The organism is Ventosimonas gracilis (assembly GCF_001580025.1).
Taxonomy (GTDB): Bacteria; Pseudomonadota; Gammaproteobacteria; order Pseudomonadales; family Pseudomonadaceae; genus Ventosimonas; species Ventosimonas gracilis.
The window spans coordinates 21,222-36,917 of sequence record NZ_LSZO01000152.1 but is presented as its reverse complement, the minus strand read 5'-3'; the positions used below and the strand labels follow the sequence as shown (position 1 = coordinate 36,917).

The window sequence follows — 15,696 nt, the reverse complement described above, 5'->3', positions numbered from 1 at the left end:
CGCTGATTTTCGAACGTTTGAAGTACCTATTTTTACCAGTCATATCAGGAAGTTATCATGCCATAAAAACATGTTTGCTTCCTAAGACCCCTTGCATATACGTGGTCAATGCACAACGCATCGCCGACTGACAACTGTTCGGGATTTCGACAAAGAAATGCTATCCACGCCAAGTGTTAACCTACGGGATACTGCGTTCCCAAGGGCATAACAGGCTGTGAATAACATCTCAACACTACACCTGAACAACGGAAGGTTAAAGATACAAGGGCAAAGCGCGCTGGATGATCATCGACGGGGCGTTCAATCACGAGAAGCTGATCGAGTTCTTCGATGCCTTGATCAAGGATAGCGATCGCAAAGTGTTCCTGATCCTGGACAACCTTGGTGTTCATCACTGCGAGCCGGTGCAGGCTTGGTTGAAAGATCAGATGAAGGTGTTTTATCTGCCCGGCTACAGCCCGGAACTTAATCCCGAAGAACGACTGAATGCTGACCTCAAACACGTCATTGGCTGCAAGGTGCTGATGCGCACGAAAGCCAAACTTCCGTGGCCTGCGAACCAGAGCGTGTCAAAGCCTACTTCCAAGACCCCAAAGTCAAATATGCCGCATGAATCTATTTGTGGGCCGGATCAATAAGTCGCACGTTGCGCAATTACTTGGGGCGACACAGCCAAGGCACGCTGTCACCACCAAGCTCATCCAAGACGCGAGGGGCTACTTCTGCAATAAGTCCTCCAGAAACTCCGACCCCGGTTTGATCGCCGAGACATGCAGTTGATCGCGGGCACGGGTGCAGGCCACGTACAGCAACTGGCGTTCGGTGTCGTTGATTTCAGTCAGATCGGCCTCGTCAGCAGCAGTGGCGATGCGCACCTGTGAAGGGATGATTTCAGCGTCGCAGGCCATTACCGCAACCACACGGAATTCCATGCCCTTGGCCAAATGCATGGTGGTGATACTGACGAAGCCCTCTTCCGTCGCCATGTCCTTGCCGAGCACGCGCCCCTGCAAGCCTGCGGCCTTGACTGCCACCTGTGCGCGTGACAGTTCGCTCTCGGATCGAACGAAGACGCCGATTTCCTGCGGCAGCACACCGCTGGCACGGCATTGCTGCAACCATACGCCGACGGCCTGGCTTTCCGCCCGGGCATCGGCGTAGCTGAAAATGGTCGGCTCCGGTCCATTGAACACAGAAATCGTACCTTTGCGGTTTTCGACATTGCCGTCCACATCACAGACCTCGGGGCCGAGAAGCCGGTCGGCCTGCGAGCGAATCTGGTGCGAGGTGCGGTAGTTGATATTGAGCGTGCGCGAGCGACCACGTACATCCACACCCAGAGACTTCCACGAGAACGGCGTCTGGAAGATGCGCTGGCCAAGATCACCGGCAAAGAACAGGGCATTGGCGCGGTTGCCAGCGATCGCCGCCAGGAAGCGCAATTGTTGCACGCCGATGTCCTGCGCCTCGTCCACCACGATGTAATCGAATACCGGATGCTTGCGCTTGGGCATTGCCTCAGCCAGCCTGGAAAACATCTCGGCCGCAGTGATCTTGCCGGTCTGCTTCAACTGCACCTTCACCTTGGCGAACACCTGCCAATACAAGGCGCGCTGCGCCTCCGGCAAGCGCGTCTTGCGACCCAGCCGCTTGGCATCACGGTAAGCTTCCCAGCTTTCCACTTGCCAGGTGTCCACCACATCTTCCCATTCGGACAGCAAAAACGCAGCGTTGGCTTTCAGTCCATCGACCTGCGTGGCAGCCGCCTTCAGCAGCGTGGAAATTTCATCACGACTGGCGAATACTGGCTTGCCGAATTCCGCCGCATACAAGCGGATGCCGAGAGCATCCATGGCGGCCACGTCGATACGTTCGCCGAGCTTGGGCGTGTTCCAGATCAGCCGATACAAATTGCCGCGCAAGGCATTGGCCAATGTGTCCGAAAACGTGGAAAGCAGGACGCGCGCATCTTCGTCCTGGTGCGCCAGATGCACGGTCCGGTGCAAGGCAACCACGGTCTTGCCCGTGCCCGCCGAGCCAGACACACGCGCCGCACCGTTGTAATGACGCTCGACCAGTTGGCGCTGCGCCGGATGCAAGAACACCGTCCACTTGTCCCACGGGTATTCCAGGGCGCGGGCCAGTTCGTCCATATCGGACATGACGCGAAAGCGCCGTTGCGCGTCCGGGTGCTGGAATGGGTCCGCCCCCTTGGCTGCCACTTCCGGCAACGCCGGCGTGCCGCCGGTCGCCAGTTCAAGCAGGGCTTCGGCCGCCTCACCGGGCAGGTGCTTAGCCAGTTCCAGCAGCGAATCCTCGTCGGCAGCCTTCACGTCGGCCAGCCACTCCTGCGGCACACCATAGGCCAGCAGTTGGGCGTCGCCATATTTTGCGAACAGTTTCGGCTTCCATTGCGTCGCCGGCCTGCTGTCCTCGACGTACTTCGGAACAAGGATCTCCTCGACACGCTCGCGGACCTCGACAAGCTGCGCCGCGCCGGTGGTCGGATGCACTTCCAGTTTGCGCCGCTCGGCCCACTGATAGGCCTTGTCGTGGTGATCGACGTAGCACAGCAGCAGGCTGCCAGCGGTCTTGTGGACGATCAGGCGGATGTCGCGGCTAACACGCACCGACCAGAAGTTCGGATCTTTGGTTCTGTCGAGCTTGTGGAAGCGCATGCCGTTGCTGGCTGGATCCACCTGCAAATCGAAGGCAGTGCTCTTCGCGGCCTTTTGCTCATCGCCGGTCAGGCGTGTGAGGCTGGTGGTAAAAGTGTCGGCGATACGGAATTGCATGTGAACCATTACTCAGTATGTTTGGGAGGATTGAACACATCCAGATGCTCAAACTGAATCGCCCCGGGTTTTGAGGAGGCTCAAACTCATGGTTCCTACTCCATACGTGCGCCGTAGATGACCAGCATCAGTTCGCTGTCGTCGTTGAGACGATACTCGGGGCACCGGCCCGCCAGCCGCTCGCTCGTTTCAAGAATGATGGACACGCCTTCTCCGCGCTTGTCCATGATGTGCTGGCGGTGTACGGCCAGTGTGTCATCATCGATAGGGCAGCGCGCCAGCAGGCTGGTCAACGCCTCGTTGCGGGCTGCCTGGCGGAACGGCAGACTCTCCGGTGTCATGGTGTTGGGCAGCATGCCGGGCGAATACAACTCCAGCCTGTCGTCGAACAGACGCAGCCGCACCTTGGCACCGGCCATGGAGTAATCCCGGTGGGCGACCGCATTGGTCACGGCCTCGAACACAGCCAGCATATCGAATTGTGGAAGATCCTCGCGTCCACCTTGCGCGTGTTTGTAGGCAGCCACGCGCATGTTCTTGCGCACGAAGGCACAAGCGTCGATGATCTGCCGGTCCAGTGGACCGGTGATGTCCTGGACATCGCGCTGGTACATCGCTTCGCCAGCGGGCAAAACATTGGTTCCCTGGTATGCCACTGCTTGAATGAATGCGCCTGGCAGGAACCGCTGTGCAACATGGCTCCCCATGAGTAGGCCGGCCACTGTAGGGCGCCAAACGCCCGCTTGATCATCGTGCGCCGCCATCGCAAGTTTACCCAGCAAAATCTCAGGCGCATCGGCACTTCGTGCAGGAGCGAAGCGCCGCCACAAAGCTTCGTCCAGGTCAGCCAGCATGGCGCGCGCGACGGGTGTTTCGTCGAAGCGAACCAAGCGCGATTGGCTGCGCTGCTGGAACAGACGTGCCAGTTGTTCCGGCGGAATGGGGCGTTTCGATGAGCCAACGCGCTGCATGTAGCCGCCCGGGCTTTGATGCACGAACAGGCTGTGCAGAACCTCGACGCGGATGACCGGTTGCTCTACGCCGCTGGCATCGGGCAAGGTCATGCGTTCGATAACTGGGGCCAACGACGGCCTGATCGCGTCTTCACACGCCTGGCGCAGCAGTGCCTCCACGGCATCGAGCCTGTCCAACTCGATGCCGATCACCTCGCGGCTTCTGTCCTCCACGCCCAGCAGCAACACGCCGCCCGAGCTGTTGGCAAACGCAGCCAGTTCATCGGCGAGGTCGTTCTGTGAAGGGCCTCGTATCTTGTCGCCGGCAAATCGGACTTCCTTCAGTTCCAGGAAGCTGTCTTCGCCTAGCCGGATCTTTTTGATCAGTTCGCTACGGGTCGCCAACATATCAAACCTCCGGTCCCAGTCGCTTCCAGCGCCGCGCAAACGCCTCGTGTCCGCCTTCCATCACGCGGCAGACCTCACGACGCACGGCCGATTCCTGCAAGGCACCGCTTTGCTGCACAAAACACTGTCCACGCCCGAACTCCATTACATGCACCAGCTCCGCATCGCCGTTGACCAGCACATTGGGGTTGTGCGTGACGATGATGAGCTGACGGCGCAACTTGTTTTCCCGAATCTGACGCACGATCAGGTCGTAGATCAGGTGGTTGTCGAGATCGTCCTCGGGCTGGTCGAGCACGATGGGCTCCTCGCCGAAAGCCAGCAGGAAGGCCAGCAATGCGGCCGAACGCTGTCCCTGCGACCCCTGGCTGATGGAGGTCCATCGATGATCGCGCTGGTACTCGATCCGCAGGTCGTCTTCTGGAAACCAGGCCAAGACATGGTCGGCGAACTCCGGCTTCTCATGCTTGCGTTGCAGATAATTGCGCAGACGACCACCCAGGGTGGCATCGACGTCCAATAGCCGTTGCTTGACGCTATCGACAGCCCCGATCTTGCCAGGCTCATCCGCCTGCGCCAAATCGAATGCCATGCCGCTGGAGGCCTCGCCGTCCTCCGTCAGCAGAATGTCGTCGGCAAAGCGCTCGTCGGTCGCCTCGATCAATTCGCGCAACTCGCGTTCGATCTGTTTGGCCTCGAACCCGAAGGGCACCACGGCAATCCGTACATGCGGATTACCCGCCAGCGCGTTCTGGATAAACGTCTGGCGCGCCTGCGTGATGGCTTGCCGCTTCTGCGTCAACCGTGCTCGCTGCGCGTCAATCTGCTGTGCCAGCGTCTGTCGGTCACCCTGCATCTGCTGGAGAGCCTTGCGCTGGAGTTCCAGTTGCTGGCGTTGCTGTGTCAGGCGTGCAAAGGCCTGCGGGTCGCTGACGCCTTGCGCAACGAGTTGTTCTTGCAGTGCGGTGTGCGCCTGCTGCGCCGCCAGGGCACGCGCTTTCCACTGCGCGAGCCGATCATCCTTTTGTAGCGACTCGATACTGGCGTCGAGCTTGCGTGCCCGCTCCAGCAGATCGAGACGAAGCTGATCCACCTGCAGGTCGACATCCTTGCGCCACGCCAACAGGTCGGTATCCTGCTCGGTGAAGTGCTGGCTGGGCCAGTCATCAAGTCCGATGTTCTCCGGCAGCTCGGCAATGCGGGTGGCGATGTCCTTCAATTGCTCGAACAGCGTCTTCACTTCCCTGGCCTGGTGCTGTGCCTGTGCATAGGCGCGCAGCACTGCGGCATGGTCGGCCTGCGACAGCGCCGCCAGCTTCTTGCCGGCCTCATCCAGTTTACGCTCGACCTCGGCTTGGCCAGCCAGCTTGCCGTCCAGCTCACGCAATCGGGCGCGCTGGGTAAAGAAGGTCCGTTGCGCCTCGTCAAGGGCCTGCCGCAGCGATTCGACGTTGGCGGCCTCATCGATGATCGACAGCAGGGTCTGCCGCCCACTGCCGGCCAAGGCCGCAATCTGCCCCTGGGAGAATATGCGCAGCGGGAAGCGTGCCGGATTCACGCTCTGGCTGGGAGACGTCTGCCACCGGTCGTCCCGCCATTCTTCCACCGCCGTGCCTTGGCCATCGGCTCGCCACAGCAAGCGAAGCCGCACGTCCTCGTGCTGCCACTGCACACGGATAACGGTATCGGCACGCAGCGCGCCCTTGTCGTCACGAGCATTGACAACCTTGCGGAAGGCATCGAAATGCGCACGCGGTTCGTTGCCCTGGCCCAGCGCCGTCAATTCCTGGTCGCGCCGCGCCGCCAGCCGCAGGGCATGCACGACGGTGGACTTCCCCGTTCCACGGCCGCCAGCCACCGCATTGAAAAACGGCGAGCAAGCCAGTCTTGCCGGCTGGCCATTGCCCATGTAACGCGCATTCTCGATTTCGATGGCGGTGATGACATGGGCGGGTACCCGAAAGGGGTCGAATGCTCCTTCATCACTGCGCCGGATCGACACATCATTGCCATCCAGCAAGGCCAGACGAAGCCCTTCGAGCGTCGGGCTGGCCATCTTGACCCAGGTGTAACGGCTGCCGGGAACAGCCGCTCCCTGAAAGCTGTGGCAGTCGCTGCCCAATACCCGCGCAAAGCGAGAAGCGGCCTGGGCGACGCAGTCGGGCCACGGACTGGCGTTATCGCACCACTCGACAGCCTGTAGCCCCTCCACGGCAATGACCTGGCGCAGGGTGTTGGCATCGAGCTGGCTTTGACTGGAACCCGCACGGCACTGCAGCAGCCCTTTCCGCGCATCGGCGTGTGCCGGGATCGCAACCCCGCCAGCAGCCAGAATGGCCTGGATCACTTCGGTGATCCCTCGGCTGGTTACGCCGTCGCTGTCACCCTTGGTGCCTTGATAGCCCACGCTTCCCAGCAAGGTGTCGATAGCGCTGGTGGTTGCTGTGGGATCGAGAACAGCGAGCACATGCACGCCGCCCTGGGTGGAGATTTCCACCCCGGGGAACAGCGTCAGCTCCCGAAAGCCGGCAGGTGGCTGCCCCTGATCGGCCAGCGCCTTCATGGCCGCATAGGCGGCCTTGAGCAGGTTGATCCAAGTACCGCTGTTATGGTCCGTCACGGCCACGCAGTCGATCTGCGCGGCCATGTACTTGAGCAGCCACGTTTCAGGCGTCAATGCATTGGGCGTGCCTATCGCCCGCTGCCAGCCGTTGGTGTCTTTAGAGGCCGGCGTATGGGTATGGAAGTCGAACTTCCACCAACGGGAACCGGGATAAGGCCATTCGGTCGTTGCCATGCGTCATTCTCTCGATCAGATATCCAGTTGTGTTTGCGCGCCAAGCACCCCGGCCTCGCTCGCCGCCTGTTCCATGCCACTCCACGCTCCCACCAGTTCGTTGTAGGCGCGCGCCTCAGTTGTATTCGCCATCACTGTACCTTGAACACCTTCATCACCTCATCCCCGAGGTGATTGATGACCTTCACCGCAAACCGCCCGGTGCTGGGCTGCGGGAATGGGCGCGAGGTGTCGCTGTTGAGCGTTGCCCAGGCGTCGGGGTCGATTTCGGCCTTGAGTGTGGTCTTCAGCGCCTTGTACGGGTCATTCGCGCCGAGGAAGTAGGCGTGGCGAACGAAAAAGGATTCCTCGTTGTAGTCGGTGTCCAGGAACCAGCAGGCAATGCCGTCCGCGCCGTCGCTGCGGACCTCGCCGGTGCTGGGGTGGAACACGTCTACGCCGTTGATCTTGACCACTAGCTGCTCGTCGGCTGGCACGTCGATGACGTCGCGTTTGCCATCGTATCGGCGGATACTGCGGCCTTGGGTGTCCAGCACGTCCACATCCGGTTCGCCGAAGATCACGAACAGGTTGCCCTTGCCGGTGTTCTTCAGGTCTTCGGCCATGTGCAAGTCGGCGTTCATGCGTGCCTTGAGCACGTTGATGCGGCCCAGCTTGCTGAATTCGCTGGCCGGTGCGTCGTAATTGAAGGCGCAGGCGATGAGTACGTCGAAATTGGCATCGCCCGCCTCGCGGGCGGCATCGACCAAGTCTGCACGGGTAACGGTACCGAACTCTGGGCCGACCAGGATACCGGCACGCTTGACCTGTCCGTTTTTCAGATAGCGGCCTTCGGCGCAGATCAAGTCGCCCGGCCACGGCTCCAATGATGTGAATTCGATCTTGTCAGCCTTGTGCGCCTGCTGCACGCCAGCGGTGCGCAAGTTGGCCAGGATCAGGCTGGCAAAGTCCTGACCGTATTCGGCTTGGGTCTCGGCCACGTGGTCGATCAGGTTGTCTTCCTCATCCACGCCCAATACGCGATGCGGGCTGAGCGATTCCACGGTGAAGGGGCCGGCCACGCGCACGCGCTTCTTGTCCTCGTAGGGTTTGTCGTAGAGGGACTCGAACTCGGCCTTGGCAGCGATGGAGGCGTCGATTTCCTTTTGGCGGGCGATGCGTTGTTGCCACCAGTCGGCGTGCAGCTTTTTCGCCGCGTCGTTCCACTTGGTGTCAATCTCGCGCGGGATTTCCCATTCTTGCCACTGCTTGCCAAGCGCCTTGTTCAGCGCGTCGCGCAGCGGTTCCAGCACGGTCTGAAATTTGTCCCAGATAACGTCGATTTCGGCGTTGTTGGCAATGGACTTGAGCGTGATATGTGGCACGCGCGCATAGACGAAGCCGTGAGCGATGTTGTCGTAAGTAGATTGGCTTGACGGCGCGCTGCGGGTGACTTCGGCTTCTTTCAACTGGCCTTCGCGGGAGTCGGCCAGCAGGTAGTACGGATAGCGCGCGCCCATGATGCGGGCGCGAGCCAGTGCCAGCGCGACGCGGCTGGTGTCGATGGTAATCCAGCGGCGGCCCCATTGTTCGGCGACGTAGGCGGTGGTGCCGGAGCCGCAAGTGGGGTCGAGCACGAGGTCGCCGGGGTCGGTACACATCAAAATGCACCGCTCAATAACTTTGGGCAGTGTCTGTACCACATAGATTCGATCAGAACCGAATCCGCTTATTTGCGTATCTGTCCACAAATTTATGATTGGCGTGACAGAATAGTCTTCTAGGTAATTTATGAAGCGCAAAGTCTTTCCTTGCGCTATGAATCTATCGGCCTTGGCTACACGCATCAATCCATCAGCATGGGTCTTCCAGTGCGCATTGCCCGATGGCTTGTATTCGTTAGACCTCCACACAAATGGAATATCTTTCACTGACTTTCCATCGGAAAACATTGGGTATGGCTGCATGATTCGCGCATCAGATGGAACGGACTGGCTTTCCTGTTTTTCGGATGCATTCAAGGGGCGACGCAAGCCGTTCGCATCTTCAATCCAAGTGTAATTTGTGGCACCTTCTTCACCTGGATTTTTCTTCGCATAAAGCTGACGAGCCTTGTTTTTCTTCAAATTCCGCGAATAGCAAAGTATGTAATCCGAAACTGCTGCAATCTGTGCGGAGCTTTGACCCCCAGTCTTCTTGAACGTAATTGTTGCAAAGCAATTTTCGTCGCCGAACACTTCATCCATCACCGCCCGCACGCGATGCACATTCTCATCGCCAATCTGCACAAAAATCGACCCGGATTCCGTCAACAAATCCCGCGCCACCATCAGCCGGTCACGCAAATACGTCAGATACGAATGAATCCCATCACGCCAGGTATCCCGAAACGCCTTCACCTGCTCCGGCTCGCGGGTGATATGCCCGGCGTTGCCGTCCTTCACATCGCGGCTGGTCGTTGACCACTGGAAGTTTGAGTTGAATTTGATGCCATACGGCGGATCAAAATAAATGCACTGCACCTTGCCGCGCAGCCCCTCACGCTCGGCCAGACTCGCCATCACCTGCAAGCTGTCACCCAAGATCATGCGGTTCTGCCAGTACCCTTCGTGCTGGTAGAACTCGGTTCGATCCGCGCCTTCGGGCAGGCCGTTGAAGTCGCCGAACAAGTCGAGCGAGTCCTGTTGCGGCGCGGCGGCTTCGCGTCGTTCTTCGGTCTGGCGGTGCAGGTCGTCGATCAGCACCTTGGGTTTGACCTTTTCCTGGATGTACAGTGGCGGCGCATTGACGACGAGATCTGACCAATCCTGTTGATCCTTGCCACGCCAAACCAGTTGCGGATCCAGATCACGGTTACGCAGGGTCTTTTCATCATTCAGATCGTCGCTACCTCGCGGATACATGACCTTCACCGGCGCTTGCTCGTGGTGTTGCATGACTGACTGATGCTCCACCGTCGGGATGTTCTTGCGTTTGGCCTCGGTATGCGTGATCTGTTCGATACCCTTGCCAGGCTTCTGGGTTTTCTTGCTTGCCATCTCAGTGTTCCTTGTTTCCCGGCGCAGCCGCTTCAATCATTTGCTTGAACTTCGTCTCGACCTCTTTGGCAAAGTCTTCCTGCATTTCGTACACGTCGCCAAACTCGACGAAGGCCCAGCGACCGTGCGTGCCGAGGTGGTTCACGCCGGGAATCCAGTAGGTGTCCATGGTGGACTTTTTCTCCTTCGCATCTTCGCGCCGGTAGCCCTTGATCTCGACGATCAGGTTCAACGGGTCGTTCTTGCCGCCACCGTCGTCCACTTGCACGATGAAGTCCGGGATGTAGAGTCGGTTGGCCGAGCCGAAGCGGTAGGGCACTTCCAGACCGAGGTTGTGGTTCTTGGTGTAGGCCAGCACCTTGGGGTGCGACTCGGCGACGCGGCAGAATTCGGATTCCCAGCCGCTATCCAGGATCACCCAGTTGACCGGGTTCTTCGGCTGGTTCTCCACGCCGAGGGTTTCCCAGCGTTCGCTGCCCGGGCGAGAGGTGTTGAAGCGCACGTGTGCGGTGCTGCCAGTCGGGTTGAATGGGTCAAGGATGGCCTTGACCTGCCGGCCTTTCTGCAACTCCTTTGCGGTAATGCCCTTGGTGATGCGCTGGCAGGCCGTGTCTGCCAGTTCGCGGTACATCAACTGCGCCGGGTAGGTGCCGCCCTTGCATTCCAGGCATTCGTCCAGCCACTGGCGCACGATGCGCTTGAGCTGACCGAACAAGGCAATTGGCGCATCCTGGCCTCGGTCGCGCCAGTGCTGGAACAGCAAGTGTTTGGTCAGCTCCATCAACAAGGTGGACTGGCGTACGTCTTGCAAATGCTTGATGTCCAGCACCACCGCCTCGCCAATGATGCCGGCGTTGTGGGTCTGGGTTGCGCCGACCATGTCCGGTGTTAGGGTGAGGTGGAGGTCGCCGTTGAACTCGGCTTCGAGTTGTTCTTCTGGTAGTTCGACGCGATAGCCCTGCACGCGAGGGAACCGGATTTCCAAAGGGTCGCGTTCCGGGCGCAGTGCCTTGACCGTAATGGTTTCGCGGGGCTTGGGCGGCGTGACGACAACCGGCTTGGCGGTGAAATCGAAGGGAATGCCGAAGACATCAGCGTACTCCACGTCGAACAGGTTTTGCTCATTCAACTCATAGGATTGGCGACGCAGGGCACGGCCAATCACCTGTTCGCACAGCAACTGGGTGCCGAACGCACGAACACCAAGGATGTGGGTGACGGTATTGGCATCCCAGCCTTCTGTGAGCATGGACACCGACACGACGCAGCGGATTTGCTCACCCAGGCGACCCTGCTTGCCAACGGTGTTCATCACTTCGCGCAGCAGTTCGCTGTCACTCAGGTTCTCAGCCTGGCGACGGTCGCCGGTGCGCTCGATGATCTCGCGCTTGAAGCGTTCGATCTCGTCAGCAGCCATGCCCCGGAAGTTGTCGTCCAGCGCTTCGCCGGATTCGAGCTGCTCGCTGTCGATCAGCAAAGTGTTCGGGCGCGCCAGCGGCTCGCCATGTTCGTCGAAGTTGCGCAACAGCTCCAACCGCCCCGGTACGCGCGTGATGGAGCCGTCTTCATTGGTGCGCTCAAAGCCGGAGATGTAATCGAACACCAGTTTGGACGTGGCGGTGTTGTTGCACACCACGATGAAGCACGGAGGTACGTTGATGCCGGCCTGCTTCCAGGCATCAAAGGTTTTGCGGTAATGCCCGTACAGGGCTTCCAGCGCGGTCTGCAATTCCACCGGGATGGCCAGCGGATCGAGCTGGGCGTTCTTGCCGCGCCCTTTCTTCGGCATTTTTTTGCCGATGTGCTTCCAGAGCTCGCGGTAGACGGGCATTTCCGCACCGGGGATGTTGTCGGCCACCGGCACACGCGGCAATTTGACGATGCCGCATTCGATGGCGTCCATCAGCGAGAAGTCGCTCATCGTCCAGGGAAACAGCGTGCCTTCCACGTAGCCGGATCCGGCCAGGAAGAACGGCGTGGCCGACAGGTCGATCACCTGTTGCAAGCCCAACTTGCGGTTGACTGCCTCCAGGCCGGAGATCCACAGCCGTGCGGCTTCGTTGTTCTCCTCGGCTTCGGCTTTCTGATCTTTGTCGAGATTCTCGTCGTCCTGCGCAGCGTGCGGCTTTTCGCGATAGCAGTGGTGTGCCTCGTCGTTGATGGCAAGGATGTTCTTCAGCCCCATCAATTCCGGCATCACCCGCTGGAGCATCTGGCCTTCGGTTTCCAGCGTGTCCAGCTCGCTGCCAGTACGGCCTTGCAGCAAGCGACGACCGCCTTTGGACAACTCCATGCGCTCGCGCAGCTTGAAGGCGTGGTAGTTGGTGATGACGATCTTGGCCTTGTCCAGATCCGCCAGCATGTCGCGGGGCACGATCTCCCGGCTGGCGTAGTAGCTGTCCGCATCATTGGGCAGCAGCACGCGCAGACGATCCTTGATGGTCAGGCCAGGGGCGACCAACAGGAAACCACGAGTGAATTTCTTGCTCTGCGGATGGCGCACGGCATTGACCGTCTGCCACGCAATGAGCATGGCCATGACCGTGGTCTTACCGGCACCGGTGGCCAGCTTCAGCGCCAGACGCATCAAGCCGGGATTGGCATCGTGACTGGCCTTTTTCAGGGGATCGAGGAAGCGCTCGCCGTTCTTGCCAAGCTGCGGGGCGACCTCAGTCAGCCAGATGGCGGTCTCGGCCGCTTCGACCTGGCAGAAGAACGGGCGCACACCAGCGAATTTGTGATTTCGCCAATGTTCCAGTAACCGGGCTGTTTCAGGAGTGACGCGCCACTGCGCTGGTGGCAAGCGACGCCAGGCATCGACCTCGCGCCGCACCAAATTGATCAGTTCAGAGTGTCGGTAGCGCTGCCCGTCGTCAGACAAGTTCTCAACTTCATCCAGCGCCAGAGCAGCCTGCTCACCCTGGTGCCGGCGTGGTTTTGGAATCGGGCTAATGAAGCTGGATGCTCGACGAGATTCGACGATTTTCTGGGTGGGTTGCCCCTTCTCGTCGAGCTCCCAGTGCAAAGACGGGTAGCCGTATGGAGAATTGAGAATAGGCTGCTTGAAGAACTGGTCACTCACTTCTTTAATCCCCTCATAATTACCCCCATTTAATCCATTGTTTACCCATTTCCCAGCGACCATCCTTGGGCAAAGGCAAATGGCAAGGGAACGGCATTCAAGGGACAACGGCTCTACCCAGAAAAGGAAAAGGCCGCCCTGTCCATTCGTTCTGCAACACCCGGCCAACTCTTCCCTATGCTGTGCTGCTGCCCTCCGCCGCACTCAGGTAGTACGGCCAGTCCTGCAACAGCGTCCTGCTCTGATCCAGCCAAAATCGTCAGACATTAAACCTAAAGTGCATTACGTCGCCATCCTTGACGATATAGTCTTTGCCTTCCAGCCGCCATTTCCCGGCCTCTTTGGCGCCGTTTTCGCCTTTGTAGCGGATGAAATCGTCATAGCCGACGACTTCGGCGCGGATAAAGCCTTTTTCAAAGTCGGTGTGGATGACGGCGGCGGCCTGGGGGGCGGTGGCGCCGACTTTGACCGTCCAGGCGCGGACTTCCTTGACGCCGGCGGTGAAGTAGGTTTGCAGATTTAAAAGCCTGTAACCGGCACGAATCACGCGGTCAAGCCCGGCTTCTTCTAACCCTAAGGATTCGAGGAACAGGCTCTTTTCTTCGGCGCTGTCGAGTTCGGCTATTTCCGCTTCGATTTTGTTGCAAACCGGCACCACTACGGCGTTTTGTTCGGCGGCAATACGGCACACTTGCTCCAAGTGCGGGTTATTGTCAAAGCCGTCTTCGGCTACGTTGGCGATATACATCACCGGTTTGCTGGTCAGCAGATGAAAGCCGTCAAGCAGACGCTTGTGTTCGCTATCTAGCTTATCCAGCAGTAGACGTGCGGGCTTGCCTTCAGCAAATAAGGCACAGAGTTGCTCCAGCAGCGCTTTTTGCGCGAGCGCTTCTTTGTCGCCGCCTTTGGCGTTGCGAGTTACCCGCTGCAATTGTTTTTCGCAGCTTTCAAGGTCTGCCAATATCAGTTCTAAATCAATGACTTCAATATCGCGCTGGGGGTCAACGGTGGCGGATACGTGAATCACGTTTTCGTCGTCAAAGCAGCGCACTACGTGGGCGATGGCATCGGTTTCGCGGATATTGGCCAGAAATTTATTGCCGAGTCCCTCGCCTTTGGAGGCACCGGCGACCAATCCGGCAATATCGACAAATTCCATGCTGGTGGGGATAACACGTTCCGGTTTTACGATAGCGGCCAGTGCATTTAACCGCGGGTCGGGCATGGCGACGACGCCGGAATTAGGTTCGATGGTGCAGAACGGGAAGTTTTCTGCGGCAATGGCCGCTCGGGTCAGCGCGTTAAACAAGGTGGACTTGCCGACATTGGGCAGGCCGACGATGCCGCAGTTAAATCCCATAATGGTTTCTCCAAATCTCCCATTGATGGGAGAGGGGTTCAAGAGAGGAAGGTTTTGCTGTGTAGGGTTTGCATGGCTGCACTGAGTTTGCCTTCCAGCACGGCAGGCAGAATATCCAGCGCGCTATCAATGGCCTGTTCGAGCCGTTGTTGTTCACCGCGTGGAGCGCGTCCCAAGACAAAGGGCGTGACCTCACTGGCCTGTCCGGGATGGCCGATACCCAGGCGCAGCCGTAAAAAATCGTGGCGCTTGCCAAGGCTTTGGATAATGTCACGCAGGCCGTTGTGTCCGCCGTGCCCGCCACCGGCTTTAAGTCGCGCGGTGCCAGGCGGCAGATCGAGTTCATCGTGCGCGACCAAAATGGCTTCGGGCGCAATCTGGAAAAAGCCGGCGAGCGCGGCTACCGCTTGACCGCTGCGATTCATATAGGTTGTTGGAATCAGCAGGCGAATATCGCGCCCTTGCTGCACAAAGCTGCCGTAAAGCCCGAAGTATTTTTTATTCGCAGTTAGACGGCAGTTTTGTTGCTGTGCCAAACGTTCGACGAATTCGGCACCCGCATTATGGCGGGTGCCTTGGTATTCGGCTCCGGGATTACCCAGGCCGACCACCAGTTGCACGGCGCTCATTAGCCCTTAGGCAGCAGGTGCGGCTTCTTCGTCTTCGCCACGAACGCGCGAAGCGTGGATATTGGCGACCGCCAAGTCGTTGCCGTGTGCCAGCGCGGTAAGTTCTACGCCTTCGGGCAGTTTCAGGTCAGACAGGTGGACAATCTTGCCGATTTCAACGGCAGCCAAATCGACCTCGATAAATTCCGGCAGGTTGGCGGGCAAGCAGGTGACTTCGACTTCCACCAGGGTGTGCGAAATTTCGCCGCCTTGCTGTTTCACGCCGATGGAAGTGGCTTCGTTGATAAAGTGCAGCGGCACGTGGGCGTTGAGCTTATGGCCTGATACCACGCGCAAAAAGTCGGCGTGCAATACAAACTCTTTGGCGGGATGGCGTTGCAGTGCTTTAATCAGCACGGATTCTTTTGCGCCTTCCACATTAAGTTCCAATACATGGCTAAACGCGGCTTCGTTTTCCAGCAACTTGGCAAAGTCTTTGGCCAGCAGGCTGATCGACTGTGCAGGCTTATCCGCGCCGTAAATCACGGCAGGCACGCGGCTTTGGTTACGACGCAGGCGGCGGCTCGCACCTTTCCCCAGGTCGCAGCGCTTTTCTGCGCTGATGGCAAATTGATTCATGGTTTATCTCCAAGATAAAAACGTCACCCACACT

Annotated in this window: 8 protein-coding genes and 1 pseudogene; 1 reads left to right on the top strand and 8 read right to left on the bottom strand. The window is 59.0% G+C overall.

Annotation, left to right across the window (positions count from 1 at the left end):
• Positions 1–266 precede the first annotated feature (266 nt).
• Positions 267–616 (top strand): annotated as a pseudogene (locus AXE65_RS07230) (transposase); the annotation flags it as partial.
• Between the two features lie 103 nt (positions 617–719).
• Here the strand turns inward: AXE65_RS07230 and AXE65_RS07225 are convergent.
• The 8 genes from AXE65_RS07225 to AXE65_RS07190 form a co-directional block, all read right to left on the bottom strand.
• Positions 720–2,798, bottom strand: coding sequence for a UvrD-helicase domain-containing protein (locus tag AXE65_RS07225; RefSeq protein WP_068390142.1), 2,079 nt, complete (start codon positions 2,796–2,798; stop codon positions 720–722).
• Between the two features lie 95 nt (positions 2,799–2,893).
• Positions 2,894–4,159: an ATP-binding protein gene (locus AXE65_RS07220; protein ID WP_068390140.1), complete on the bottom strand. Its 1,266-nt coding sequence runs from the start codon at positions 4,157–4,159 to the stop codon at positions 2,894–2,896.
• A 1-nt stretch (position 4,160) separates the two neighbouring features.
• Entirely contained in the window at positions 4,161–6,956 is a 2,796-nt protein-coding gene (locus AXE65_RS07215; RefSeq protein ID WP_068390138.1) for a TrlF family AAA-like ATPase, read from the bottom strand.
• A 131-nt stretch (positions 6,957–7,087) separates the two neighbouring features.
• Positions 7,088–9,973 (bottom strand): site-specific DNA-methyltransferase, encoded by a 2,886-nt coding sequence (locus AXE65_RS07210; protein ID WP_068390135.1) that lies wholly within the window; start codon positions 9,971–9,973, stop codon positions 7,088–7,090.
• Position 9,974: 1 nt separating this feature from the next.
• Positions 9,975–13,055, bottom strand: coding sequence for a BPTD_3080 family restriction endonuclease (locus AXE65_RS07205; RefSeq protein ID WP_153015413.1), 3,081 nt, complete (start codon positions 13,053–13,055; stop codon positions 9,975–9,977).
• A gap of 259 nt (positions 13,056–13,314) precedes the next feature.
• Entirely contained in the window at positions 13,315–14,415 is a 1,101-nt protein-coding gene (gene ychF / locus AXE65_RS07200; RefSeq protein ID WP_068390131.1) for a redox-regulated ATPase YchF, read from the bottom strand.
• A gap of 38 nt (positions 14,416–14,453) precedes the next feature.
• The gene (gene pth / locus AXE65_RS07195; protein ID WP_068390128.1) at positions 14,454–15,044 is read right to left on the bottom strand and encodes an aminoacyl-tRNA hydrolase; all 591 of its coding nucleotides are present in this window, start codon (positions 15,042–15,044) and stop codon (positions 14,454–14,456) included.
• Positions 15,045–15,050: 6 nt separating this feature from the next.
• Complete coding sequence (locus AXE65_RS07190; protein ID WP_068390126.1) at positions 15,051–15,662, bottom strand: 50S ribosomal protein L25/general stress protein Ctc; 612 nt, start codon at positions 15,660–15,662, stop codon at positions 15,051–15,053.
• Positions 15,663–15,696 lie beyond the last annotated feature (34 nt).